Raw genomic sequence first — 25,651 nt, forward strand, 5'->3', positions numbered from 1 at the left:
TTTCTTAATGCAGCTGGCGCCAACTGGGTCGCAGGGTTTGCTCGGGCATGCGCAGCAGCGCTTCCATATTGTTGATGCACCGATCGCCGGTACAGGTGCTGATATCCAGCATCTGGGTCTCGGATGCAGCCACTTGGGAGTGCGATCCCTTGTCGACCTGCGAGCGCGATGCATTACCGTTTTCCGTCGCGCCGAAGGAGGTATTGCTGCCCAGGTTGATCAGTTGGATGCTGGGCTTTTTGCCATCCATGATATTGAGCATGGTGCGGTACTGGCGCTCCGTGTCCACCGAGGTGGAATCACAGCTCTCGCGGTTGACATCCACATCCAGACCCTTGGCCGGCACCTGGGTGTAGGCGACCAGGATGTTGGTGTTGTCATACAGCTCCAGATTTTTGAGCGCACGCTCGCCCACGGCCGGCAGGTCGATGTACCAGCCGTTGTAGGTGGTTCCCCATGTGGTCTTGTCCAGCGTGTCCACTTCATCGACTCGTCCGCCTACGCCACCAGCAATGGTCAGCTCGGCAATTTCCCGCTTGGCCAGCCCAGCGGTGGCCACGCCTGTACCCAAGGCGGCAGGCGCAGGTACTGCCAGACATTCCGCAGGTGCAGAGGAGGTGCAAGCCTTGCCGGGATGCACTTCCAGCCATTGGCTGGAGCCTTCCGTCTTTCTGACACGATAGCGCGTGTTGTCCAGCACGGAATAGATGCTTTGGACCAGCACATCGCTGGGGTCATTGCGGCTGACATTGCGACCGGTGCCAAAGGCGACCATCATGCCGCCCACAGGCACGGTTTTCTTCGTGCCATCGGACTGCGTCACTTCCTTGACCCGGTCATTGGCGCGTGCTGTGGGTGCCACGGTGATGGGCTGGACATTGGTTCGGGACGAAGAACTGAGGGCCGAGGGGCCACGCGCGGTGAACAGAGGAGTGCCGCTGAAGGCGACGTTCCATTCGCTGGCAACATCGCTGGTCAGGTCGAATTTCCAGATATTGCCAAGGTTGTCTCCCGCATAGGCGATGTCGATGCGACCATCACCGTTCAGGTCGATCAAGCGTGGCGCTGACAGGCCATTGTCATTGGCATTGCCGGTGCCGGCGGTGGCGGTTGTCACTGGAATGCGAACCAGCTCCTGGCCTTTGTCCAGGTACTGGATCAGCAAGACCGGGCGCTGGTTGGTGCTGTTGTAGCCATTGCCCATTACCGCTGCCCAGCGGCCGTTGTTCATGCGGGTGATTTGTGTGGTGCGCAGGAAGTCCGTTTCATCCATCACCGGCTTGGCAGTGATGTGGCCAATGTCGCGGTCTTCTTCTGCGGTGGCAATGCACGCGGTGCGTTGCGCTCCGGTCAATGCTGTGCAATCCAGAGGGTCAGCCACGCCGCGGGTACGGTCCAGGCGTACCAAGGTGTTGGCATTGGCTGCTGCAAAGCTGGGTGCGCTGGAGGTGCTGCCGGCTGCTGGATTGGTCACATCCAGTACAAAGTAGCCTTTGCCGCCGGCTCCCATCGTGCCCACCAGTAGGGTGCGCCAGTCTGCAATATACGCCTGGTTGCCGGGCGTGGTTTCCCTGACGCCTCCGAGCTCCACATCACCCGTCATCGGTGAGCCATCGACAAAGTATTGGTGGGTATAGCCCGAGCTGGCCAGGTTCTTGAGCGATGTCAAAGCGCCATTGGGAATGTACGCCAGCTTCTCCGATCCATCGGCCGCCGAGAAGCCGTGCAGCATGCCATCATTGCCGCCTACGTACACCATGGGTACGCGATTTTTCTGTGCTTGCACGAAGCTGCTGTAGCCTTGCAGCGCATACGTGCCAGACGGAGCGCCTGTGTACCAGACGCCGGAGTTGATAATATCCCCCTGGCGGCTCTTGCGCTCGCGGAACGGCCTGGCGGTGGTATAGCCGGTAGTGTCCGAGCCTTCCAACGTGCGATCACCTCGGATAAAGTTCACAATGCTCTCGCCGCTGGTGGCGATGGGTGTGGCACTGGCCAGCCCGATCTTGGCCTTCTGTGCGGTGCTCAGATAGGTCTGGTCGCTGGCCCACTTGAACTGGATACCACCCTTGTCACCTGATGTCGTGCTGGTCTTGGTGACCCACTGGTCGCTCCAACCCAGAATCAAGCGGTTTGTCACGCTGGGCAGTGCATCGAGAAGGTCGGCAGTCGTTCTGTTTTCCCAGGCTGGTGTGCTGGTGCCGCTCTTGCTCACCGTTCTGGCCGCCACATAGCCCTTCCAGCTGGAGTCGGGCTGGTAGCCTGCAGTGAAGGTGGCCACATCGTAACGCGCCGCGTTTGAGCCACTGCTGACAGAGGAGGTCAGATCGGCATCAGTTTGGGTATTGATCTGGCCAAAAATTTCGCGGAAGGCCTTTTCCAGGTCTTCGCCCTTTTCCACTGCATAGAAGCGGCCTCGGCCATTGATGGCCGAGTGCCACAGGTCCAGCGCACGAACCTCTTCCCCCCCGCCGTTCATGTCTGGCCATGTTTTAGTGCCGTTGACGAGGTTGGGGAAGCTGCCGTCATAGCCAAAAGGCACCATGCTGGACGAAGCGCTGATGTTGTACTTGGCGTCGCTGTAGTTCTGCTTCCAGGTGTAGGAAAGCGCACTGAATCCAATGGTGTAGGTCACCATGTGAGGCCAGGTGGCGGGGTTGTAACGGGGGTTCCAGTACCGGTCCAGGGTGGCAGTGGTGGTGCCATTAGTGAATGTCTCGGTGGCGGGCGCCTTGCGGTAATCGGCTGTAGGCTGCATGGTGCCTGTCCAGCCAGAGGTGTGTGGCGGCACGGCCCAGCTGTAGAAAGCCCAGTCAGCGAGCGTGTTCTCAAACGCGTCGCGGTAAAGTGCACTTTTGGCGCGTGCTGCCGCAGTGGTGCCGCCGTAGACGGTGCCGTCTGGCAGGGTCAGGTTGGTCGCATTGTCTGTCTGGCTGGGCTTAGAGGCGCCGCTGTTCCAGCGGCCATCGGTCATGATGATGTGGTAGCTGCGTCGGCATGCAAGGTAAGGCGATCCTGTCGTGCCGGGTACAGACGCCCAGGGGCTATTGGTAGCCAGAGGACGCCGCATGTAACTGTCTGCCTGAGAAAACATCTTGTGCGATGGCGTGCCGTTCACGGCGCTCAGCCCGTTGACAAAACTGATCAGGTTGTTGCGGTGGTTGGTATTCAGCACTCGCATGGAATTGGTCTTCATCGTAGTGCTGTCGACACTGTCAGCCCCAGAAGCATTGCCGTTGTTCCACATGGCCTGCCAGGACATGCGAACCTTGCCGTCAGGTAGCAGGGACGTATCGCGCAGCACGCCGCCACTTCCGCCATTTCCGATAAGGGCGTACTTGAGCACATTGATACGCCGGGCGGACACGGGCCAGGAACCATCAGCATTGGGCACCTGCGTATTGCTGGCGCCTGATTGGTTTTCCCGATCCAGCCGGTATTGCATACTGCCCGAGTCATCGATAGAGATGATGATATTGGGCGCCACATAGGGCTCCTTGGTGCCAGGTGGCCCGCTGGCCAATTCCAGCGCCCAGCTGCTGTGCGATGCCAGTGCTGCGCATGCAGCAAGCGCCAGCAGATGTTTGCGGAAATGGGGGGTGTTGTTGTGGGCCACAGCGCCTCCTGTCGATAGTGCGAATAGTTGGTTTCAGCCAGTACTGGCGCAATGGCCCATGTCTGGTGGTTCAAGCGTCAAAGTGAGGATGCTCAGTCCTTAAGCCTTTGCCGCGCGTAGGTCTGCTGCAATACCACCTGGGTGTTGGGTTTACGGCCATATGCCAGGCTCGTGATGCGGTAGACCACATTGGGGACCAGATTGAGGGGCAGAAAATTGTTGGCCACCATGCTGTTGCCATCTCCGTCTTCTGCCACGATCAGATTGGAGTTCTTACTGCTCTCGTCGTAGGGCAGCACCTCAATCCAGTACCAGCCGCCGCGGTTGGCAGCACTGCGGTCTGCAAGAATGGGGTTGGCCGGGTTGCTGGCATTGCCCAGCTTGGCACCGGTGTACTGACCATAGCGCGCACCGACGGGTGCACCGCCGGTGGGGGTGCTGGTCATCTGTGCCAAGGTGACGCCGCGATCGGCATCGCTGTTGTTCCAGAAATCCTGGTTGCCTTGGCGTTTGGTGCACAGGCCGTTGCGGCACTTGTAGCTTTGGCTGTCCAGCGTGGCCAGCAGTTTGCCGACGGAGGGCGCTTCCAGCGGGATCTGGTCTGCGGTGCTCTGACGGCAGACATCGCCGGTACCGCTGCACACCGAACCGTCCGCGTTTTCGTTGCGGATATCCAGCTCCGCATCCTGCAGCAGCGCCTGCCCTGCCTCAAAGGCACGCTGGTAGTCTGCATCATTGCCGACGAGCATCTCTCCAAACAGCGAGGTGCGTGCCGACCACAGGGCCAGCAGCATGGACAGCATGACAAAGATGATGACGACGAACAGGGCTACGCCGCGTTGCTGGCGGCGCGGTGGGCGTTGGTCGCGAATGAAGAATCTGCCTTGCATGGTTAGGGCTCTTGGTTCGGGTTACAGCACATTGCCGATCAGCCCCTGGCTGCGCAATTGGTAGACGCTGCGAAACACCATGTGCAGGCGTTGGGCGCGATCTGCGCCAATGGCGTTGCCGCTCATATCGGTTGCGTCGGCGCTGGTGTAGCCAACCACGGTGGTGCCGTCGCAGTCGGTATAGCTGGACGTGGAGGGCAGGTTCATGCGCTCGGTGCCATAAAGCACGAGGCAGACTTCCACGCCGGTGACTTGTCCCCAATTGGTACCGACTCCTGCCGCATTGACGTACTGGATTTTGGGTGCGCCGCTGGCGATGTCGGTCATGCGCAGATAGCGGATTCTGAAGTTGGCGACGTTGCCAATCACCGGCTGGGTTGTACCCGACGTTCCCGTGCAGACCAGGTTGTTGGTGTTGAGTGCGAATGCGCTGGAAATTCGCATAAAGCTGTTGTTGTCTGCTGTGTCCAAATCTTGTGGCCCGCCTTGACAATCCCTAGACAGAGATTGCGTGGCTGGAGATGTGTCGCTGATGGGGTACACCGGTTCCTTGTAGCGCCGGTAGCCGACGGTGAGCGTGGTGTCTGTGCCGTTGATGGTGTCAGTGGCGGGGGAAAAATTCCGGTCCGGGTCTGATGAGGTGGCCTTGGCCTCGAAAGCCACCGGCAGCGCATACCGGTCAATGTCGGTGCTGGCATTCTTGGTAGCATTGAGGTTGAGGTAGAGCGAGCCCGACTGCCTCAATTGTTGGCCAATGACGCGGAAGGCGTAACCTGCCTGCTGCTGCAGCTGGCTCGCGTCGCTGACGGTTCCCGAGGTGCTGCGCGAGACCATCAGCGCGCCACCGGCGACCGCGACCACCATCAAACCGATGGCGACGCCGACCATCAGCTCCACCAGGGTGATTCCGTTTTGGCGCTTGGGTTGGGGGGCCTTGCCCAGATTTGCTGCTTGCATGCTGCGCAAACCCGTTTTTATTTTGGTGTGCATATCAAGTCCCAGGGCAGAAGAAACGGGCGGTACTGGTGCCTTTATAAGGCGCGCAGCGGGCACTGACGGGGATGTACTGCAGGTGGCAGGTGTAGCCTTCGCCGCAGCTGACGGCGGCCCCGCTGTCCGCGGCGGCATTGATAGCGGAACGGTAGTCGCTGTCGGCGCCTTTTCTCTCGTTTTCTCGCCACCGGATCATCACGCCTAACTGACGGCGGTTGGCGGCGACATCTTCGCCTGCGGACGTGAAGAGATTGGCATCGCCCAACGGCAATGCTCTGCTGACAAATGCTTTCCACTGCGAAACATCGTAGACGGCGAGTTCCGCTCCGGTGCAAACGGCGGTGCTACATATTTTGCTGGGGGTGGGGGTATCGTCCCAATCGCTGAGATAGCTGCTCATATTGGCCATCGCATTGGGATTGACCTTCATGCGCTCACTCAGGTCTTCGATGAGCCGGATCGCCTGTTCTCGGCGCACGCTGGTCTGCGTGTCGCTGAGGGTGCGCAGCTGAACGCCCACGATACCCAAGATGCCCAGGGCTGCGACCACCAGGGCGATCAGTGACTCCAGCAAGCTGATGCCGCGCTGGCTGCGCTGCGTTGCAGAGCTTCTCGTCAATCTGCGCATAGGACTTCTTTCTGTATCTGGGCTTGTCAGGGGCGACCGTGGACCGCGTATCGATGGCAATTGCATGGTCAAGGGCAATCTGCGGCGCCGGAGTTCAGGCGTTTGATCAAACCACCGGGCTCGATACAAAGCGCGGAGGCTGCAGAGTCACTGCTGCTCGATCCTTGCGGCCAAGCCCGAAAGACGAAGGTCTGTGCAGCGTTATTACTGAAATGTCCCCAGCGGTCGACACTGATCATGGCGTTCATGGTGGTGCCCGCACTGCTGATCTCCATTTCGGTGCGTGTCGGCGCACTGGTTTGTTGCAGTGTGATTTCTGAAGTGCCGCTCTGCGATCCATCCCGGTTGGTGTCAACAAACACCAACCAGCCACACCCCCATTGGGCATCGCTGCCAGCATTGGTGCAGCCGCCGCCGTCGGCCTTTTTCACAATGACCACATTGCCCGCGCGCCGAATGGCCTCAGAGCGGGCGTAATACAAGGTGGATTGCAGATCCTCAATCGCACTGCGTACGCGCCAGCGCTCAGTCAAACCCTTAAAGCTGGGCGCTGCCAGTGACGCGAGAATTGCCACAATGGCGATCACCACCAGAAGCTCGATAGCAGTAAAGCCGGATGTCCGACGCAGCAGTGACCATTGCCCATGTTTCATAAAGCCGGATCATAGGTAGGAGATTGGCGATCGCGGCAGCTGGGCGACGAGTGGCTGCACGCGGTCGATGAGCGGCATCGCCTGCAGATATGCCTCCGTAAATGGGATGCAAAGTGATCTGCGGCACAATCACCGGGTGGTCCAAAAGAATCTGTAATGACTGATGTGAACAAAACCTTGCAGCGCTGCGAAGCCGTCATCGTCGACCTCGACGGCACCATGGTCGACACCATGGGGGACTTTGCCGAGGCGCTCAACCGCATGCTGGCGGATCTGCAGCTGCCGGCGATCGATGTGCAGACCATTGAACCGATGGTGGGCAAGGGGTCGGAGCATTTGCTGCGCGCGGTGCTGACCCATGTGCTGGCCCAGGTGCACCAAGCGAGCGGCCAGCCCGTGCCGGCTACCGAGATCGACAACCGCTACGCGCAGGCCTGGGAGCGCTACCAGCACCACTACCTGGCCATCAATGGGCGCTTCTCCCGCGTGTATGACGGAGTGGAGAAGGGGCTGGCGCAATGGCGCGCCAAGGGGCTGAAGATGGCCTGCCTCACCAACAAGCCGCTGTCCTTTGCCGAGCCGCTGCTGCGCGCCAAGGGCTTGCGCGACTATTTTGACCATGTGTTTGGTGGCGATTCCTTCGAGCGAAAGAAGCCCGATCCGCTGCCGCTGCTCAAGACCTGCGAGGCGCTGGGCAGCAAACCGGCCTTGACCTTGATGGTGGGCGACAGCAGCAACGATGCCGAGGCGGCGCACAACGCCGGCTGCCCGGTGGTGCTGGTCAGCTATGGCTACAACCACGGCCAGCCGATCCGCCAGGTGGCTGCGGCCGGCTATGTGGATGCGCTCAGCGAGCTGCAAGCCTGAGGCAGCTCGGTGGACGGACTGCACCTGACCGCCGATCTGTATGACTGCCAGTGCCCGGCGGCCTGGCTGGTCGATGCGCAGGCGCTGGCTGCGCTGTGCAACCAGGCAGTGGCCGATGCGGGGCTGACGCGCATGCATGACAGCTGGGTGCCGTTTCCCGGCCACAACGGCCAACCCGGTGGTGTTACCGGCGTGGTTTTGCTGGCCGAGTCGCATGTGGCCATCCACACCTGGCCGGAGCTGGGCCATGTCACGCTCGATGTCTATGTCTGCAATTTCTCTGGCGACAACTCGGCCAAGGCGCAGCAGGTCGTCGATAGCCTGGTGGCTGCTCTGCAGCCCAGGCGCTGCCAGCACCAGCGGCTGCAGCGGGGCAGTCTGCAGGCGGGGCCAGGGGCGGCTGCGGGCTTGCCGCGCTGAAATCCCCGGTTTTCTGGTTTTTAAACTGTAGTTTGTGGTTTCGTTTGCTACACTAGGCGCCATGTTCATCCATCACGCAGTCATTACAGGTCGTTCCGACCGGGGAGCTTGGCCCTGGCGTAAGCCTGTATCTATGCCTGTTTGATTGCCGCTGGGTAACACGCCCCAGCGTGCGCCCGAGGGCTGGTTGCAAGACCAGTCCACCAAAGATGAACTGCAGCGCACGATACGCACACATCCAGCGTGCGCTGCTCAAGCTGGGGATGGTTCTTCGTGATCACCGAACTCGAATTCAAAAGTCTGGCCAACCAAGGCTACAACCGCATTCCTCTCGTCGCAGAAGCGTTTGCGGATCTGGAAACCCCTCTCTCCCTGTACCTCAAGCTCTGCCACACGCATGACGATGGCAAGCACAGCTTTCTGCTCGAATCCGTGGTCGGAGGCGAGCGTTTTGGCCGTTACAGCTTTATCGGCTTACCAGCCCGCAGCCTGCTGCGCGCCAGCGGCTTTGGTGCCGATGCCCGCACCGAGGTCGTAACCGATGGCCAGGTGGTCGAGACCCATGCGGGCAATCCGCTGGATTTCATTGCTGATTACCAAAAACGCTTCAAGGTCGCGCTGTCGCCTGGTCTGCCGCGCTTTTGCGGCGGTCTGGCCGGCTATTTTGGCTATGACGCGGTGCGCTATATCGAGAAAAAGCTCGAAAACAGCTGCCCGCCCGACACCCTGGGCACGCCCGACATCCTGCTGCTGCAGTGCGAAGAGGTTGCCGTCATCGACAACCTCTCGGGCAAGCTCTACCTGATCGTCTACGCCAACCCGGCCGAGGCCGAGGCCTATTCCAAGGCCAAGAAGCGCGTGCGCCAGCTCAAGGAGCAGCTGCGCTACTCGGTCAGCGTGCCGCAGATCAAGGCCGGAGACAGCTACCCGTCCGAGCGCAGCTTTGCCAAGGCCGATTACCTCCAGGCCGTGCTGGAGGCCAAGGAGATGATTGCCGCCGGCGATTTCATGCAGGTGCAGGTGGGCCAGCGCATCCAGAAGCGCTACACCGAGAACCCGCTGTCGCTGTACCGCGCGCTGCGCTCGCTCAACCCCAGCCCCTATATGTACTACTACCACTTTGGGGATTTCCAGGTGGTGGGGGCCAGCCCCGAGATCCTGGTGCGCCAGGAGCAGGTCGAGGAAGGGCAGAAGATCACCATCCGCCCCCTGGCCGGCACCCGCCCACGCGCTGCAACGCCTGAGAAAGACAAGGCCACCGAGCTGGAGCTGGTGAACGACCCCAAGGAGCGCGCCGAGCATGTGATGCTGATCGACCTGGCACGCAACGACATCGGCCGCATTGCCAAGACCGGCTCCGTCAAGGTGACCGAGGCCTTTGCGGTAGAGCGCTACAGCCATGTGATGCACATAGTAAGCAATGTCGAGGGCATCCTCAAGGATGGCATGACCAGCATGGACGTGCTCAAGGCCACCTTCCCGGCCGGCACCTTGTCGGGTGCGCCCAAGGTGCATGCGATGGAAGTCATCGACCAGCTCGAACCGGTCAAGCGCGGCATCTATGGCGGCGCCTGCGGTTACCTGAGCTTTGCCGGCGACATGGACCTGGCCATTGCGATCCGCACCGGCGTCATCAAGGACGGCATGCTCTATGTGCAGGCGGCAGCCGGCGTGGTCGCCGACTCGGTGCCCGAGCTGGAATGGAAAGAGACCGAACACAAGGCCCGCGCACTGCTGCGCGCTGCTGAACTCGTTGAAGAAGGACTGGAATGACCCGCGCTATCGACAAAGTAGAAGACTGCAACACCATGGCCGATGTGCGCCGCAATGTGAATGCGCTCGACGACATCCTGGTGCCCCTGCTGGTGGAGCGCGGCGGTTACATGACCCAGGCCGCCAAGGTCAAGAACAACCCCGAACTGGTGCGTGATGAAGAGCGCATCGAGACCATCGTCAGCCGCGTGCGCGAACGCGCTGCGCTGGAAGGTGGCCAGCCCGATGTGATCGAGGCCATCTACCGCGCGATGATGGAGGCCTATATCGCCTACGAACACCGCGAACTGGCCCGCTTGCAAGCCGGCGGAAAACCCCGGGAGTGACGATGAAAAAACTGTTGATGGTCGATAACTACGACAGCTTCACCTACAACATCGTGCAGTACTTCGGTGAGTTGGGGGTCGAGGTCGTGGTGGTGCGCAATGACGAAACCTCGCTCGAGGCCATCGCCGCCCACCAGCCCGATTGGCTGGTCATCTCGCCCGGTCCCTGCTCGCCGGCCGAAGCCGGTATCTCCATCGCGGCGATCCAGCACTTTGCCGGCAAGCTGCCGATTTTGGGCGTGTGCCTGGGCCACCAGGCCATCGGCGCGGCCTTTGGCGGCCAGGTGGTGCGGGCCGTGCAGCAAATGCATGGCAAGACCAGCGTGATCACGACCACGCAAGAAGGCGTGTTTGCCGATCTGCCTGCGCAATTCACCGTCAACCGCTACCACTCGCTGGTGATCGAGCGCAGCAGCTGCCCCGATTGCCTGGAAGTGACCGCCACCAGTGAAGATGGCGAAATCCAGGGCGTGCGCCACAAGAGCCTGCCGATCCAGGGCGTGCAATTCCACCCCGAGAGCATCCTCACCGAGCATGGCCACGCCATGCTGAAGAACTTTCTGGAGCAGCGCTGATGATCGAGCTGCACCAGTTGCTGATGTTCATGGCAGCTGGCTGGCTGCTCAACCTCACCCCGGGCCCGGACGTGTTCTACATGCTCAGCCATGCAGCGCGCCAGGGCTGGCGTGCCGGCCTGGTGGCCAGCGCCGGTATCACCGCCGGCTGCATGGTGCATGTGACCGCTGCTGCCTTGGGTGTGGGCGCGCTGCTGGCAGCCTCGGCCACCGCCTTTAGCGTGCTCAAGTGGCTGGGCGCGGCCTATCTGCTGTGGATGGGTGTGCAGATGCTGCGCAGCAAAAACAATAGCAAGCTGATGGCGCCTGCAGATAACGCTCCGGGATTGACCGAGACGGGCAGCAGCCTGGCACGCATCTTCTGGGGCGGCTTCTGGACCAACGTGCTCAACCCCAAGGTCGCCATCTTCTTTCTGGCCTTTATTCCGCAGTTCATCGCCGCCGACTACGCCCACAAGAGCCTGGCCTTTGCCGCGCTGGGCCTGCTCTTCAACCTGAACGCCATCCCCGTCAATGTGCTCTGGGTCTGGATGGGTGCCGGCATGGCCCGCCGCGCCGGCTGGCTGCGCCAGCGGCTGCACTGGCTGGACCGCACGGCCGGCGCCATGTTCATTGGCTTTGGCCTCAAGCTGGCGCTGACCGACAAGCCTGGCGCCTGACCCCAAATACAGCGAGAAACTCCATGTCGATTACTCCCCAAGAAGCGCTGCAGCGCACCATCGAGCACCGCGAAATCTTCCACGACGAGATGCTGCACCTGATGCGCATGATCATGCAGGGCGAGCTCTCCCCGGTGATGACCGCCGCGATCCTGACGGGCCTGCGCGTCAAGAAGGAAACCATTGGCGAGATCAGCGCTGCCGCCCAGGTGATGCGCGAGTTCTCCAACAAGGTCCATGTGGCCGATCGCCAGCACCTGGTCGACATCGTCGGCACCGGTGGCGATGGTGCCAACACCTTCAACATCTCCACCTGCTCGGTGTTTGTCATTGCCGCTGCCGGCGGCAAGGTCAGCAAGCATGGCGGGCGCAGTGTCTCCAGCAAATCGGGCAGTGCCGATGCGATGGAAGCGCTGGGCGTCAACATCCAGCTGAGCCCCGAGCAGATCGCCCGCAGCATTGCCGAGGTGGGCATCGGCTTCATGTTTGCGCCCAACCACCACCCGGCGATGAAGAACGTGGCCCCGGTCCGCAAGGAGCTGGGCGTGCGCACCATCTTCAACATCCTGGGCCCGCTCACCAACCCGGCCAGCGCGCCCAATATCCTGATGGGCGTCTTCCACGAAGACCTGGTCGGTATCCAGGTGCGCGCGCTGCAGCGCCTGGGCGCCGAGCATGCCATCGTCGTCTATGGCCGCGATGGCCTCGACGAGATCAGCCTGGGCGCCAGCACCCTGGTAGGCGAGCTCAAGGACGGCGTGGTGCGCGAGTACCAGATCCATCCGGAAGACTTTGGTATACAAATGGTGGGCACGCGCGCCTTCCGCGTGGACAATGCCGAGCAGTCCAAGGCCATGCTGATGGGCATCCTGCAAGGCGAGCAAGGCCCTGCACGCGATATCGTCTGCCTCAATGCCGGTGCCGCACTTTATGCGGCCAATGTGGCCAGCTCGATCGAAGACGGCCTGCAGCGCGCCCGCGCCGCGATTGACAGCGGTGCGGCCTTGCAAAAGCTGCAGGACCTGGTGGCCCTGACGCGCCAACTCGCCGCCTGAGCCGGCCTCCCAACCAAGGAAAAAAAATGTCCGATATTCTGAAAAAAATCTGTGAGGCCAAGGTCATTGAAGTGGCCGAGGCCAAGAAACGCAGCCCCTTCGAGGTGATGCGCCGCGATGCCGAAAGCCGTGTGCTGACCCGTGACTTCGTCGGCGCACTGCGCGCCAAGATCGCCCAGGGCCAGGCCGCGGTGATCGCCGAGGTGAAAAAGGCCAGCCCCAGCAAGGGCGTGATCCGTGCCGATTTTGACCCGGCCGACATTGCCCAGAGCTACATGGTGGGCGATGGCAAGACCAGCGCTGCCTGCTTGTCGGTGCTGACGGACCGCCAGTTCTTCCAGGGCGAGCCTGATTATCTGAAGCAGGCCCGCGCCAGCACCTTGCTGCCGGTGCTGCGCAAGGATTTCATGGTCGATCCCTACCAGATCTATGAATCGCGTGCGATGGGCGCCGACTGCGTGCTGCTGATCGCCGCCTGCCTGGACGACGCCCAGATGGCCGAGATGGAGCAGATCGCGCGCAGCCTGGACATGGCCGTGCTGGTTGAGGTGCATGATGGCGCCGAGCTGGAGCGTGCGCTCAAGCTCAAGACGCCGCTGATCGGCATCAACAACCGCGATCTGCGCACGTTTGAAGTCAGCATCCAGACCACCTTGGATCTGCAAAAACAGGTGCCTGCGGACCGCCTGCTGGTGACCGAATCGGGCATTGCCAGCCCGGAAGACGTGAAGACCTTGCGCGATGCCGGCATCCACGCCTTCCTGGTGGGCGAGGCCTTTATGCGCGCCGATGAGCCGGGCGACGCGCTGGCCAAGCTGTTCGCTTAAAGCTGTCTATTCGTAGCGGCGCAATGCTGCTACTGCGCCGCGCGTACCTTGGCCAGCTGGCTCTCAAACCAGGGCTGGCTGCGCACTTCCGGCTGGCCCGGGCAACGCACCAGATAGGGCTTGCCCGACATGCTGCTTTGGCTGGCAGCACGCGCAATAAAGTCCTCAGCCGTGGGCGCCAATGCCCTTTTTTGCAGGTAGCTGTACTTGCGCTGCAAATGCGCGCTGGCCTCGCTGGCGCTGTACCACTGGCCATTGCGGGCAAATTCACAGCCCGACTGCTGCAAGGCCTGGAACAGCGCATGAATCTCGCGCTCGGTGGTGCTGGTGTCGCTGCTGGCGGTCTGCGCGCCGGCTGCCAGGCTGCACAGCAAAAAGGCTGCCGCCAGGGCCTGGGTCCAGGGGTATCGTTGATGGGGCATAGCGCGTCAAGCAGTGTGGTGGGTTTGGCAGCGCAGGCGCTGTGCTAGTATCAATTGCGAATAATTCCCATTTCTAAATTTCAGAAATGGGTTTTTCTTCGCCCCTATCCCTTCCTATCCGGCCAGCGGCCCCATGCGCAGCAGGGTCCGCCGGCCTGTTTGCCATTGTTTGTCCATGAGTATCCATGATCGCCATGCCCCCCAAGCGCCCAGCGCCTTTGTCCTACCACCATCGCGTATGCGCGGGCTCGCTGCCAGTGCAGCGCTGGGGCTGACCGTGCTGGGCGGCTGTGCCAGCGCACCCGAGCGCCCAGCGCCTGCGCAGCTGCTGCGCATCGGGCAAACGGTGAAAGGCCAGTTGGCCCCTGGCGCAGAGCAGCGCTGGCAGCTCGACGCCCAGCAGCTGCCCGCCGGCAGCGTGGTGCGCGCGGAGGTGGATGGCAGTGGTGTGCAGCTGGATCTGCAAGATGCAGCAGGCCGGCATTTGCGCCGCTTGCTGCGCAGCGATGGCGTGGGGGAGGGCTTTACCTGGCAGGTCCAGGCGGGCCAGCAGTTGTTGCTGCACTGGAATGCCCAGCCAGCAGTGGCCTATGCCAGCAGCAACGCCGAGGCCGGCCAGCTGCCCGCGCAGGCGACTGCCGGACATTACCGCCTGGAGATCCAACGCGCCTGGGCCCCGCGCGCCGACCAGTCGGTGGCCTTGCCCAACAAGCCGCTGCAAAGCCCGCGCCTGCAGGCCCTGGCGCGCGATCTGGAAGGTGGCGGCAGCAGCGATACATTCTGGCAAGAAATGGCCCAGCGCGGCACGCCCTTGGTGGAACCCTGGAGCGACAAGGAACGGCTGGTGAGCTTTCTGTGGCGCGGCGCGCAGCACAGCGTGCGCCTGTTTGGCAGCCCCTCGGGCAACCATGAATCGTTGCAGCGCCTGGGCAACTCGGATGTCTGGTGGAGCAGCTTTGTGATGCCCAGCGATGCGCGCCTGAGCTATGGCATGGCGCCCGATGTGCCCAATATCGAAGGCACGGCGATCGAGCAGCGACGCAGCATTTTGGCCACCTTGCAACGCGACCCCTTGAACCCGCGCAGCTGGGCCGCGTCGGACGATGGCGCTGCAGCGGTGGACCACTACCAGGGCCGCTCGGTACTGCAGCTGCCCGATGCGCCGGCGCAGCCCTGGTCGCAGCCGGCCAACGGGCCGTTGCCAGGCGATCTGCAGCGCCACTGGCTGCATTCGGCGGCCCTGGGCAATGGCCGCGATGTCTGGATCTACCGCCCTGCGGGCTGGGCCCAGGCCGCCCCGGAGCTGCGCGCCTTGCTGGTGCTGTTCGATGCCCATGCCTATCTGCGCCAGGTGCCCACGCCGCAGATTGTCGAGCGGCTGCAGGCGCAGGGCTTGATCCCCGCCACGGCCGTGGTGCTGGTGGCCAATGCCAGCAGCGAGCTGCGCAATACCGAGCTGCCGCCCAACCCCGCATTTGCCGATTTCATGGGCCTGCAGCTGATGCCCTGGCTGGCCACGCAAGGGTTGGATGTGCCCGCTGCGCGCACGGTGATTGCCGGCTCCAGCTATGGCGGCCTGGCATCGAGCTATATGGCGCTGCGCCATCCGGAGCGCTTTGGCAATGTGCTGAGCCTGTCTGGCTCCTACTGGTGGGCGCCGGAGGCCGAAGCACCCAATGCGATGGCGCGCTGGTGGGCGGCCGCCCCCCGCAAGGATGTCCGCTTTTACCTGGATGCGGGCCTCTACGAAAGCGCACGCGGCGGCCAGGCCGGCATTCTGGAAACCAGCCGTGAGCTCGGCGATGTGCTGCGGGCCAAGGGCTACCGCGTGACCCAGCGAGAGCACAGCACGGGCCACGACTATGTGCACTGGCAGGGCTCCATCGCCTGCGGGCTGGTGGCGCTGCTCCATCCGGCTGCACTGTCCAAGCTACAGGCGGAGTGCAGAGGGCGATAACTGATAGGCGCCCGCGCAGCGTGCACAATGCGGGCATGCAACTGACATCTGAAGCGCTCCATGACCACCAGGTGGCTGCCGGTTGGCAAGCCACGGTGGACCAATTCTTTGACAGCCCCAAGGGCCAGCAGCTGTCGCAGTACCTGCAGCAGCGCCTGGACGCCGGCGCGGTGATCTTCCCGCCTGAGCCGCTGCGCGCGCTGCGCCTGACCCCGCCCGAGAGCGTGCGCGTCGTCATCCTGGGGCAGGACCCCTACCATGGTCGCGGCCAGGCCGAGGGCCTGGCTTTTTCCGTGGCCTCCGGCGTGCGCCTGCCGCCATCGCTGCAGAACATCTTCAAGGAGATGCAGCGCGACCTGGGCGTGCCGTTCCCGCCTTTTCCCGATCCGGGCGGCAGCTTGGTCAAATGGGCCACCCATGGCGTGCTGCTGCTCAACACCTGCCTGACGGTGGAAGAGGGCCAGGCCGCCAGCCACAGCGGCAAGGGCTGGGAGCTGCTCACCGACGCGCTGATCCGCCAGGTGGCCGAAGGGGACAAGCCGGTGGTCTTCATGCTCTGGGGCAACCATGCGCAAAGCAAGCGCGCGCTGATCCCGCAGGACCGGGGCCATCTGGTGCTGACCAGCAACCACCCCTCGCCGCTGTCGGCGCTGCGCCCGCCGGTGCCATTCATCGGCAATGGGCATTTCAGCCAGGCGCAGGCGTTTCGCAAGCAGCTGGGTCTGTAAAACCGGGGCTTAACGCGGGCCCGGCAGCGCCTGCAGCTCCTGCACCAGCAGCCCTAAAAAGGCCTGGGCGGCGGCGGGCAGCTGGCGGCCCGCCAGGGTTTGCACTTCGATGTCGCGCAGGTCCAGGCCGGCATCGGTCAAGGGGCGGGCGACCAGGCTGCCCGCTGCCAGCATATGGCGCACCCCCACTTCGCTGGAGACGGTGACACCGCCGCCATGCACCGCAAAATTGAGCAAGGTCTTGGCATGGTTGGTGGTCAGCACCGGGTCCAGCTGCAGGCCCTGGCGGCTGCAGGCCAGGTCGATCATCTGGCGGATCGCCGTCTCGGCCGGTGGCAAGGCCAGCGGATGCCGGGCCAGCTCGGCCAGCGTGAGCGATGCCTGGCTTGCCAGCACATGCCCGGGCGGCAGCACCGCCAGCACCGGCGCGCTTTGCCGGTGCACCACCGCAATGTTCTTGAGCGGGGACATGCTGAAGCGCAGGCCAATATCGGCCTCGCCGGCCAGCAGCTTGGCCGAGACCTGCAAGGTCGGCACCATGCTCACCTCAAAGCGCAGGCCCGGGTGGCGGCGCTGAAAGGCCACGCAGGCCTGGGGCAGCAGCTCATTGGCAAAGGCATCCGAGGTGGCGATGCGCACCAGGCCGGCGCGCAGGCTGTCGAGTGCATGGATGGCTTCGATGGCCTGTTCGGCATCCAGGCTGATGCGGCGCGCGAGCTCGGCCAGGATCTGCCCGGCCGCCGTGGGCTGCATGCCCCGCGCATGGCGCTCGAATAGCGCCGTGCCCAGCTGGGCCTCCAGCCCGCTGATCTGGCGGCTGACGGCCGAGCTGGCCACATGCAGGCGCAGGGATGCGGCGCTGACCGAACCGCACTGCACCACCTCGTGGAAGTAGCGCAGCGCGGTGTCCTGTAGGTGTGTGGGTGGGCGGTTGGGCATGGTGGTATTGCGCAAATGAATGGTCTAAGCATAAACCCATTGCCGTATCGGCAAACGTACCTTGCCAAATCGGTGGTGGTGTCGCTTGTCACAGGCTTTTAATATGCAAGGCTTCACGCAGGCGCCTTTGCCCTCGCGCGCATGGCACACCCGCCATGGGCGCATAAGAACCGGTTGTTCTGGCCCGCGCCACAAGCGCAGAGTGCTTCGCAGATGTTTTGCAACACGCTTACCACCATGCCAACTACCTCTTCTCTTCTCTCTCGTATGCCCGGCCGCCGGCCACTGCTCGCCGGCCTGGTGGCTGGCACGGCGCTGGCTGTGCTGTCTCCGTTTGCCGCTGCGCAGGGCGGCCAATGGCCTGAGCGCGCGATCCGCGTCATCGTGCCCTTTCCGCCCAGCGGCGCGACCGATCTGGTGGCCCGCGTGGTGGCGCAAAAGGTGTCGCAGGAGCTGGGCCAGTCGCTGGTGATCGACAACCGCCCGGGCGCGGGTGGCACCATCGGCACGGCCGAGGCCGCCAAGGCCAGTGCCGATGGCTACACCCTGCTGTTCACCACCAGCAGCACCCATGCGATCTCGCCGCACCTGATGCCCAAGCTGGCCTACCGTGCGGACAAGGACTTCACGCCGATCGCCCATGTGGCCGATGCCGCCAGCGTGCTGCTGGTGACCAACTCGCTGCCGGTCAAGACCGTGCAGGAGCTGATCAGCTATGCCAAGGCCAACCCCGGCAAGCTGAACTACGCCACCAGCGGCAATGGCACCATCGTGCACCTGAACACTGCGGCCTTTGCGGCCCAGGCGGGCATCACCCTGACCCATGTGCCCTACAAGGGCACGGCCCAGTCGATCAGTGATCTGGCCACCGGCCAGGTGCATATGCTGTTTGACTCCATCCCCACCGGCATGCCCCATGTGGCCAGCGGCCGCCTGCGTGCGCTGGCGGTGACCAGCGCCGAGCGCACCCAGCTCGCGCCCCAGCTGCCCACGGTGGCTGAATCCGGCCTGCCCGGTTACTCGTCGGTGACCTGGTTTGGCGTCTATGCGCCTGCGGGCCTGAAGCCCGAGCTGACCGCCAAGATCAATGCCGCCTTCAACAAGGCCATGCAAAATCCTGATGTGGTGGCCAGCCTGGCCAAGCTGGGCGCCGATGTGGCCAAGCCTGGTACGCCTGCGCAGTTTGCGGACCTGGTGAAGGCCGACAGCGTCCGCTGGGCCAAGGTGATCCAGGACAACCACATCACGCTCGAATAAGCCTTGCCACCACAAAGACCGGGGCGCTAGTTGCCGCCCCGGCTGCCATCTCGTTTGCATTCAGAAAGACAAGACATGACAACCGTGAAAGACTGGGCCCAGCCCTATGCCTCGCAGCGCTCGCCCGTACTGGGCCGCAATGTGGTGAGCACCTCGCAACCGCTGGCCGCGCAAGCGGGCCTGCGCATGCTGCAAGCAGGCGGCAATGCGGTGGATGCGGCGCTGGCCGCAGCGATGACCTTGACGGTGGTGGAGCCCACGGGCTGCGGCATTGGCAGCGATGCTTTCGCGATTGTCTGGGACGGCCAAGAACTGCATGGCCTGAACGCCTCGGGCCGCGCCCCGGCCGGCTGGACGCCGGGGTACTTCGACAAGCTCGGCGGCATCCCTGAAAAGGGCTGGAACGCGGTCACCGTGCCCGGCGTGGTCTCGGGCTGGGTGGAGCTGTCCAAGCGCTTTGGCAAGCTGCCTTTTGCGCAAGTGGCGCAACCGGCGATCGACTATGCGCGCCACGGCTTTGCGGTGTCACCGACGATTGCCAAGCTCTGGGCACTGGGCCTGGCCAAGCTGGGCGACCAGCCCGGTTTCAAGGAATGCTTTGCCCCCGACGGCCAAGCACCGCAGGCGGGCAGCTGGTTCCAAAGCGAGGCCCATGCCCGCACCTTGGAAGAGATTGCAGAGACCCTGGGTGAATCCTTTTACCGGGGCGCGCTGGCGCAAAAGATGGCGGCCCACAGCCAGGCCAACGGCGGCGTGATGACGGTCGAGGACCTGGCCGCCCACCGCTGCGACTGGGTGGGCACGGTGGCCCAGCCCTTTGGCGACTCGGTGGTGCATGAGATTCCGCCCAATGGCCAGGGCATTGCCGCGCTGATCGCGCTGGGCCTGCTCGATGCCATCGGCATTGGCGACCAGCCGCTCGACAGTGCCGAGACCGTGCACCTGCAGATCGAGGCGATGAAGCTGGCGCTGGCCGACCTGGCCGAGTACAACGCCGATATCGACCATATGCGCGTCCACCCCCAGCAAGACCTGCTGAACCCGGCCTACCTGGCCGAGCGCGCCAAGTTGATCGACCGCAGCAAGGCCAGCGTTGCCAGCTACGGTGCGCCCAAGCCGGGCGGCACGGTCTACCTGACGGCCTGCGACGAGAGCGGCATGATGGTGTCCTTCATCCAGTCCAACTACATGGGTTTTGGCTCGGGCGTGGTGGTGCCGGGCACCGGCATCAGCCTGCAAAACCGGGGCGCCGGCTTCACCACCGAGGCGGGCCATGCCAACCAGGTGGCGCCGGGCAAGCGCCCTTCGCACACCATCATCCCCGCCTTTGCGATGCATGCCGATGGCACCCCGCAGATGGCTTTTGGCGTGATGGGTGGCCCGATGCAAAGCCAGGGCCATGTGCAGATGTCCGTGCGCGTGCTGCGCTATGGCCAGAACCCCCAAGCCGCTGCAGACGCACCGCGCTGGCGCGTGACCGGTGGCAACCAGGTCTCCGTCGAGCTGGGCTTTGACCCGCAGGTGATTGAAGCGCTGCGTGCGCTGGGCCATGAAGTGAGCATCGAAGAAGGCCATGGCGTGTTCGCCTTTGGCGGTGCGCAGTTGATTTTGCGTGAAGGCGCGCACTATGTGGCCGGCTCCGATCCGCGCAAAGACGGCCAGGCGGTCGCCTACTGACGCGCAGCTAGATCCAACACACCCAGGGCGCCACCGGACTTGTGTCGGTGGCGCTTTTTTGCGTCGGTCTGGGCCCGCCGGGATCAGCGCGATTCGCGCACCGACAGCCAGGCGCTGAGCGCCCCGCCCAGCGCAATCGCGACCATGCCGAGCACCGCCCAGTGGTCGGGGATATGGCCATAGAGCAACCAGCCGGAGAACACGGCAAAAGGGATCTGGCTGTAAAGGAAGGGCGAGATCGTGGCCGGCTTGGCATGCTCATAGGCCTTGAGCAGCATCAGGTGGCCAATGGTGCTGCCCACGCCCATGGCCAGCGCCGCCAGCCACAGGGCCGTCGTCGTGGGCATCTGCCAGAACCAGGGCAGGCTGGCGCTGGTCAGCACCAGGGCCAGCAGGCTGGTGTAGATCTGGGTGGTGACGGGCCGCTCCTTGCCGGCCATCTGGCTGCTGACGATCTGGTAGGCGGTGTTGGCCGCCAGTTGCAGCGCTGGCCAGACCAGCGCGCCACCGCTGAAATTGGCGCTGCCCGGGCGGATGATGACCACGGTGCCCAGAAAGCCCATGGCCACCAGCACCCAGCGCAGCGGGCTGACGGGCTGCTTGAGCCAGAGGGCGGCCACCAGGGTCATCGCCAGCGGCGTCATCGCGACGACGGCGGTGAATTCGGCCAGCGGCAGGTAGCGCAGGCTCATCATCGCGCAGGCATTGCTGCTGCAAAACAGCGCGGCGCGGGCAATCTGAAAACGCGGATGCGTGGTGCGGAACACGCCTGCGCCGTACTGGTAGACGCCCCAGCCGACGGTGAAAACCGACTGCAGCATGTAGCGCAGCCACAGCGCCATCAGCAGCGGGAGCAGCGCACCCGCGTACTTGGAGCCGGTATCGAGCAGGCAAAAGCAGGCACAGGCCAGCACCGTCAGCACAATGCCCGTCATTGCCGAGCCTTGGCCGGGGCGGCGCGGTGCAGGGGTGCTGGGGGTCTCGGGCACGCGGCTGGCGCTGTCCGGTGCAAGGGCAGGGGAATGCATCAGGCCTCTGGCAGGCAGGGCCAAGGCAGGGTCAGGGGCTGTCGGGGGAGTCACGCGGGCAAAGTCACCCTGGGGCGGCCGGTCTCCTGCGGAGTCGAAGGGCTGGCGGGGTGTGGCTCCATTGTAGAAAGCTGCAGCCGGTTGCAGGCACCCGCGTGGCGCAGCGACTGCAGTTTTCATGCCCGGCTGTCCAATCAGTGACAGTCGGGAGGCTGCCAGATGCGTCTCCGGGTTTGTACCCGCCTTCTACCGAGGGGAACAAAACTGCGTGTTACCATTCAAATGAGAACGATTCGCAAATGTGTCAGCTCTGTAAAGCCTCCGGGCGCTACAGCTTGGCATCCATCAGGCGAAGTTTCCATTCCATCAACCGCTGGGGCTTGAGGTGCGGGCACAAGAAGAGAGTAGCGATACGGTCTTGGGTCGGGTGCATGCAGGGGCTGCCAGCTTTCCGACCAAAGGATGTTCCATGTCGCGCTCCGCTCGCTCCACCGTCAACCGCCGCCAGTCGCTGCTGCAACTGGGTGCCCTGGTGACCTTGCCCTGGGCGGCAGGTTCTGCACTGGCGCAGCAGACCCTGGCGGTGCAGCAAGCGGGCGGCACGGTGCAGATTCCGGTCAAGCCCAAGACCATCCTGGTGTTTGACCTGGCCGCGCTCGACTGCCTGCGCGCGCTGGGCGCTGAGGTCAAGGGTGTGCCGGAGGTGGTAAAGTTCCCTCCGGTGTTGGAGCAGTACGCCAGCAAGGACTATGTCCGCATTGGCAGCCTGTTTGAGCCCAACTACGAAGTAGTGAAGGGCCTCAAGCCCGATGTGATCGTTGCCGGTGGCCGCTCGGCCGCCAAGGTGGCCGAGCTGGCCAAGATTGCGCCTACCTTGGACCTGACGGTGGACAACACCCAGCCGGTGGCCAGCGCCTTCAAGCACTTGAAGATCCTGGGCGAGATGGTCGGCAACGAGGCCCAGGCCCAAACCCTGATGGCCGCGATGCAGGCCGATATCGACAAGCTCAAGGGCCTGACAGCCAACAAGGGCACCGGCCTGATGGTGATGACCAATGGCGGCAAGCTCAGCGCCTATGGCCCTGGCTCGCGCTTTGGCATGCTGCACGATGTCTATGGCATCCCGGCCGCGAACAAGGACATCAAGGTGGCTGGCCACGGCCAGGCGATCTCGTTCGAGTTCATCCTCAAGACCAACCCGGACTGGCTGTTTGTGCTGGACCGCGATGCCGCCATTGGCCGCGAAGGCGCATCGGCCGCCAAGTTGCTGGACAACCCGCTGGTCAACGCCACCAAGGCGGCCAAGAAAAAGCAGATCGTCTACCTGAACTCGGCCAACTGGTACCTGCTGGGCAATGCCAGCCCCGGCTCGCTGCATGACGATGTGACGCAGCTGATCAACGCCTTCTCCAAGGCTTAATCGCTTGCTGAGCCAGCCCCTGTTGCGAGCCACAGCATGACAACCACGATTGAGAAAGCGCCACGCGGCGGGCGCGGCCTTGCGCTGCGCCCGCTGGCTTTTGTGCTGCCAGCCATCGCCTTGCTGGCGCTGCTGGCCTTTATCAGCCTGTTGGTGGGCGTCAGCGATGTGTCGGTGACGACCTTGCTGCGCCTGTTCTCCCACAACGACGATGACCTGGCCACCCAGGTGCTGGTGGCCAGCCGCGTGCCGCGCACCCTGGCGCTGCTGCTGGCCGGCAGTGCGATGGCGGTGGCCGGTCTGCTGATGCAGATGCTGGCGCGCAACCACTATGTCGAGCCCACGACGATGGGCACGGCGGAGTCGGCGGGCATGGGCATGCTGATCGGCATTCTGTGGTGGCCCGATATGCCGGTGTTCGGCAAGATGGGGCTGGCGGCAGTGTTTGCATTGGCGGGCACGGCCTTGTTTTTGGCGGTGCTCCGCCGCATACGGCTGCGCTCGGCGCTGATCGTGCCCCTGGTCGGCCTGGTGCTGTCGGGCGTGATCGAATCGGCCACCACGTTCATCGCCTACCGCTTTGACCTGATGCAGGCGGCGCGCTCCTGGATGACGGCCGATTTCTCGGCCATCGTGCAGGGCCGCTATGAAATGCTCTGGCTGTCGCTGGGCATCACGGTGCTGGCGATGCTGGCGGCCGACCGATTCACGGTGGCCGGCATGGGGCAGGAATTTGCCACCAACCTGGGGCTCAACTACAAGCGCCTGGTGGCGCAGGGCGTGCTGGTGGTGGCGGTTGTCACCGCCTCGGTGATCGTCACCGTCGGCATCATTCCCTTCGTCGGCCTGATCGTGCCCAACCTGGTGCGCCTGGTGGTGGGCGACAACGTGCGCAAATCCGTGCTCTGGGTGGCCTGGGCGGGGGCCTTGATGGCGCTGGCCTGCGACCTGATCGGGCGCGTGGTGATCGCGCCCTACGAAATACCGATCGGCACCGTCATGGGGGTGCTGGGCAGTGCGATGTTCCTGGCGCTGCTGCTGTCGCGCCGCAAGCGCATGGGGGGCTGAGATGAACACTTTGTCTACCTCGCCCTCCGCAGCGGCGCCTGCACCTGCACCCGTCTCCTGGCTGGGCACACCAGCGCGGCGCCTGTGGCTGCTGCTGGCGCTGGCGCTGCTGGCCAGCCTCTACTTCATGACCAGCCAGGTGCAGGCCGAGTGGAGCTTTGTGCTGCCCTTGCGTGGCAAGAAGCTGGCAACGATGTGGACGGTGGCCTTTGCCATCGGCGTGTCCACCGTGCTGTTCCAGACGGTGACCAACAACCGCATCCTGACGCCGGCGGTGATGGGCTTTGACGCGCTGTTCCAGCTGATCCAGTCGGTGCTGGCCTTTACGTTGGGGGTGGCGGCCATGCAGATCCCCGAGCTGTCGCGCTTTGGCATGAACGTGGGGCTGATGGTGCTGCTGTCGACCAGCCTGTTTGTCTGGCTGTTCCGGGGCCAGGCCAGCAACCTGCATTTGTTGCTGCTGGTGGGCATTGTGGCGGGCATCTTTTTTCGCAGCCTCAACAACTTCGTCTGGCGCGTGATGGACCCCAATGAGTTCACCGTGCTGCAGGACCGCTTGTTTGCGAACTTCAACACCGTCTCGCTGCCCTTGCTGCTGCTGTCGCTGCCCGCGATTGCGCTGGTGGGCGTCTGGGTCTGGCGCCAGCGCCATCTGCTCGATGTGCTGGCGCTGGGGCGCGAGGTGGCCATCAACCTGGGCGTGAACTACCAGCGCTCGGTGATGGGCGTCTTGGTGGTGGTGGCCATTCTGGTGTCCATCTCGACCGCGCTGGTCGGGCCGGTGACCTTTTTTGGCCTGCTGGTGAGCAATATGGCCTACCAGCTGATGCACAGCCACCAGCACCGCTACACCTTGGCCGGTTCGGTGCTGCTGGGTGGCCTGTTGCTGGTGGGCGGCCAGATGGTGCTGGAGCGCCTGTTTGGCTTCAATACCTCGCTGTCCATCGTAGTGGAGTTCCTGGGCGGACTGACCTTTATTTATCTCTTAGTGCGCAAAGCCAAGAGCTGAGCGCAGTGACCAGCCATGATTGAAACCGACAAGCTGCGCAAGACCCATGGCACCACGACGGTGCTGCACGATGTGAGCCTGCGCATTCCCCAAGGGCAACTGACCGCCATCATCGGGCCCAACGGCGCGGGCAAATCCACGGCGCTGTCCCTGATCAGCCGGCTGATGCCGATGACCTCCGGCAGCGTGCGCATCGAGGGCCAGGACATTACCACCACCGCCAGCGATGCGCTGGCGCGCGTGATGGCCATCCTGCGCCAGGACAACCAAAGCGCGTTGCGCCTGACGGTGCGCGACCTGGTGGCCTTTGGCCGCTTTCCGCATTCCAAGGGCCGGCTGACCGAAGAGGACCGCGTGCATGTGGATGCGGCGCTGAACTACTTGAAGCTCCAGCCGCTCAGCGAGCGCTTTCTGGACGAGCTCTCGGGCGGCCAGCGCCAGCGCGCCTACATCGCCATGGTGCTGTGCCAGAACACGCGCTACATCCTGTTTGACGAGCCGCTCAACAACCTGGACATGGCCCATGCCGTGGGCATGATGAAGCTGCTGCGCCAGGCGGTGCAGGATGCCGGCAAGACCGTGGTGGTGGTGCTGCACGACATCAACTTTGCCGCCAGCTATGCCGACCACATCATCGCGATGAAGGCCGGCGCGCTGTACTGCGAAGGCCCGCCCGAGCGGGTGGTGCGCGACGAGGTGCTCAGCGACCTGTATGAAATCCCCGTGCAGGTGCATGAGGTGGGCGGCCGGCGCTTCTGCGACTATTTCTGACCGCAGGGTTTGCCAAGGCAGGCGGCGGGCGGCCGCCGCCGCGTGCACTGCGACCCTCGCGCCGAGAAGCCAAGCAGCGCCTGCCCGACAAAA

The 25,651-nt window shown here is 63.6% G+C and carries 24 protein-coding genes; 16 read left to right on the forward strand and 8 right to left on the reverse strand.

Annotation, left to right across the window (positions count from 1 at the left end):
• Positions 1-4: 4 nt before the first annotated feature.
• The 5 genes from LPW39_RS18305 to LPW39_RS18325 form a co-directional block, all read right to left on the reverse strand.
• Positions 5-3,616 (reverse strand): pilus assembly protein, encoded by a 3,612-nt coding sequence (locus LPW39_RS18305; protein WP_230778522.1) that lies wholly within the window; start codon positions 3,614-3,616, stop codon positions 5-7.
• A gap of 92 nt (positions 3,617-3,708) precedes the next feature.
• Positions 3,709-4,506, reverse strand: coding sequence for a pilus assembly PilX family protein (locus LPW39_RS18310; protein ID WP_230778524.1), 798 nt, complete (start codon positions 4,504-4,506; stop codon positions 3,709-3,711).
• Between the two features lie 21 nt (positions 4,507-4,527).
• Positions 4,528-5,463 (reverse strand): PilW family protein, encoded by a 936-nt coding sequence (locus LPW39_RS18315; protein WP_230778526.1) that lies wholly within the window; start codon positions 5,461-5,463, stop codon positions 4,528-4,530.
• A 34-nt stretch (positions 5,464-5,497) separates the two neighbouring features.
• On the reverse strand, positions 5,498-6,127 hold the full coding sequence (gene pilV / locus LPW39_RS18320) for a type IV pilus modification protein PilV (protein ID WP_230778528.1): 630 nt from the start codon (positions 6,125-6,127) through the stop codon (positions 5,498-5,500).
• 68 nt (positions 6,128-6,195) lie between these two features.
• On the reverse strand, positions 6,196-6,780 hold the full coding sequence (locus LPW39_RS18325; protein ID WP_230778529.1) for a GspH/FimT family pseudopilin: 585 nt from the start codon (positions 6,778-6,780) through the stop codon (positions 6,196-6,198).
• Between the two features lie 156 nt (positions 6,781-6,936).
• On the opposite strand from LPW39_RS18325, the gene gph reads away from it, so the two are divergent.
• The 8 genes from gph (at position 6,937) to trpC (ending at position 13,282) form a co-directional block, all read left to right on the forward strand.
• Complete coding sequence (gene gph, locus LPW39_RS18330; protein ID WP_230778530.1) at positions 6,937-7,647, forward strand: phosphoglycolate phosphatase; 711 nt, start codon at positions 6,937-6,939, stop codon at positions 7,645-7,647.
• Between the two features lie 9 nt (positions 7,648-7,656).
• Positions 7,657-8,067: an adenosylmethionine decarboxylase gene (gene speD, locus LPW39_RS18335; protein ID WP_230778531.1), complete on the forward strand. Its 411-nt coding sequence runs from the start codon at positions 7,657-7,659 to the stop codon at positions 8,065-8,067.
• A gap of 273 nt (positions 8,068-8,340) precedes the next feature.
• Positions 8,341-9,840, forward strand: a complete 1,500-nt coding sequence (gene trpE, locus LPW39_RS18340; RefSeq protein WP_230778532.1) for an anthranilate synthase component I — start codon at positions 8,341-8,343, stop codon at positions 9,838-9,840.
• Positions 9,837-10,166 carry a chorismate mutase gene (locus tag LPW39_RS18345; RefSeq protein WP_230778534.1) on the forward strand — a complete coding sequence of 110 codons (330 nt, stop codon included), beginning with the start codon at positions 9,837-9,839 and terminating at the stop codon, positions 10,164-10,166. Before trpE ends, LPW39_RS18345 begins: the two co-directional genes overlap by 4 nt.
• Before the next feature lie 2 nt (positions 10,167-10,168).
• Positions 10,169-10,741, forward strand: coding sequence for an anthranilate synthase component II (locus LPW39_RS18350; protein ID WP_133855870.1), 573 nt, complete (start codon positions 10,169-10,171; stop codon positions 10,739-10,741).
• Positions 10,741-11,400, forward strand: a complete 660-nt coding sequence (locus LPW39_RS18355; protein ID WP_230778537.1) for a LysE family translocator — start codon at positions 10,741-10,743, stop codon at positions 11,398-11,400. Before LPW39_RS18350 ends, LPW39_RS18355 begins: the two co-directional genes overlap by 1 nt.
• 23 nt (positions 11,401-11,423) lie before the next feature.
• The gene (gene trpD, locus LPW39_RS18360) at positions 11,424-12,455 is read left to right on the forward strand and encodes an anthranilate phosphoribosyltransferase (protein ID WP_133855868.1); all 1,032 of its coding nucleotides are present in this window, start codon (positions 11,424-11,426) and stop codon (positions 12,453-12,455) included.
• 26 nt (positions 12,456-12,481) lie between these two features.
• Positions 12,482-13,282 carry an indole-3-glycerol phosphate synthase TrpC gene (gene trpC, locus LPW39_RS18365; protein ID WP_230778539.1) on the forward strand — a complete coding sequence of 267 codons (801 nt, stop codon included), beginning with the start codon at positions 12,482-12,484 and terminating at the stop codon, positions 13,280-13,282.
• Positions 13,283-13,311: 29 nt separating this feature from the next.
• Here the strand turns inward: trpC and LPW39_RS18370 are convergent, their stop codons facing one another.
• The gene (locus LPW39_RS18370; protein WP_230778541.1) at positions 13,312-13,704 is read right to left on the reverse strand and encodes a YfeK family protein; all 393 of its coding nucleotides are present in this window, start codon (positions 13,702-13,704) and stop codon (positions 13,312-13,314) included.
• A 238-nt stretch (positions 13,705-13,942) separates the two neighbouring features.
• Here LPW39_RS18370 and LPW39_RS18375 point away from each other — a divergent pair, with 238 nt between their 5' ends.
• Both LPW39_RS18375 and LPW39_RS18380 read left to right on the forward strand, forming a co-directional pair.
• A complete protein-coding gene (locus LPW39_RS18375) occupies positions 13,943-15,661 on the forward strand; it encodes an enterochelin esterase domain-containing protein (RefSeq protein WP_407928878.1) in 1,719 nt (572 codons plus the stop codon).
• Positions 15,662-15,696: 35 nt separating this feature from the next.
• Positions 15,697-16,389 carry a uracil-DNA glycosylase gene (locus LPW39_RS18380; RefSeq protein ID WP_230778543.1) on the forward strand — a complete coding sequence of 231 codons (693 nt, stop codon included), beginning with the start codon at positions 15,697-15,699 and terminating at the stop codon, positions 16,387-16,389.
• Positions 16,390-16,398: 9 nt separating this feature from the next.
• Here the strand turns inward: LPW39_RS18380 and LPW39_RS18385 are convergent, their stop codons facing one another.
• The gene (locus tag LPW39_RS18385; protein ID WP_230778544.1) at positions 16,399-17,328 is read right to left on the reverse strand and encodes a LysR family transcriptional regulator; all 930 of its coding nucleotides are present in this window, start codon (positions 17,326-17,328) and stop codon (positions 16,399-16,401) included.
• A 267-nt stretch (positions 17,329-17,595) separates the two neighbouring features.
• Here LPW39_RS18385 and LPW39_RS18390 point away from each other — a divergent pair, with 267 nt between their 5' ends.
• Positions 17,596-18,585 carry a Bug family tripartite tricarboxylate transporter substrate binding protein gene (locus LPW39_RS18390; RefSeq protein ID WP_230778750.1) on the forward strand — a complete coding sequence of 330 codons (990 nt, stop codon included), beginning with the start codon at positions 17,596-17,598 and terminating at the stop codon, positions 18,583-18,585.
• A 75-nt stretch (positions 18,586-18,660) separates the two neighbouring features.
• The gene (locus tag LPW39_RS18395; RefSeq protein WP_230778548.1) at positions 18,661-20,262 is read left to right on the forward strand and encodes a gamma-glutamyltransferase family protein; all 1,602 of its coding nucleotides are present in this window, start codon (positions 18,661-18,663) and stop codon (positions 20,260-20,262) included.
• Positions 20,263-20,345: 83 nt separating this feature from the next.
• Here the strand turns inward: LPW39_RS18395 and LPW39_RS18400 are convergent, their stop codons facing one another.
• The gene (locus tag LPW39_RS18400; RefSeq protein ID WP_230778752.1) at positions 20,346-21,197 is read right to left on the reverse strand and encodes a DMT family transporter; all 852 of its coding nucleotides are present in this window, start codon (positions 21,195-21,197) and stop codon (positions 20,346-20,348) included.
• Positions 21,198-21,759: 562 nt separating this feature from the next.
• Between LPW39_RS18400 and LPW39_RS18405 the strand changes: the two genes are divergently transcribed.
• The 4 genes from LPW39_RS18405 to LPW39_RS18420 are packed head-to-tail and all read left to right on the forward strand — an operon-like array spanning position 21,760 to position 25,558.
• Entirely contained in the window at positions 21,760-22,710 is a 951-nt protein-coding gene (locus tag LPW39_RS18405; RefSeq protein ID WP_230778551.1) for a siderophore ABC transporter substrate-binding protein, read from the forward strand.
• A gap of 36 nt (positions 22,711-22,746) precedes the next feature.
• Complete coding sequence (locus LPW39_RS18410) at positions 22,747-23,778, forward strand: ABC transporter permease (protein ID WP_230778552.1); 1,032 nt, start codon at positions 22,747-22,749, stop codon at positions 23,776-23,778.
• Between the two features lie 10 nt (positions 23,779-23,788).
• The gene (locus LPW39_RS18415) at positions 23,789-24,787 is read left to right on the forward strand and encodes an iron chelate uptake ABC transporter family permease subunit (protein ID WP_230778754.1); all 999 of its coding nucleotides are present in this window, start codon (positions 23,789-23,791) and stop codon (positions 24,785-24,787) included.
• A 15-nt stretch (positions 24,788-24,802) separates the two neighbouring features.
• A complete protein-coding gene (locus tag LPW39_RS18420) occupies positions 24,803-25,558 on the forward strand; it encodes an iron ABC transporter ATP-binding protein (protein ID WP_230778553.1) in 756 nt (251 codons plus the stop codon).
• Positions 25,559-25,651: the final 93 nt, after the last annotated feature.

Source organism: Comamonas koreensis, assembly GCF_021026195.1.
GTDB classification, from domain to species: domain Bacteria; phylum Pseudomonadota; class Gammaproteobacteria; order Burkholderiales; family Burkholderiaceae_C; genus Comamonas; species Comamonas koreensis.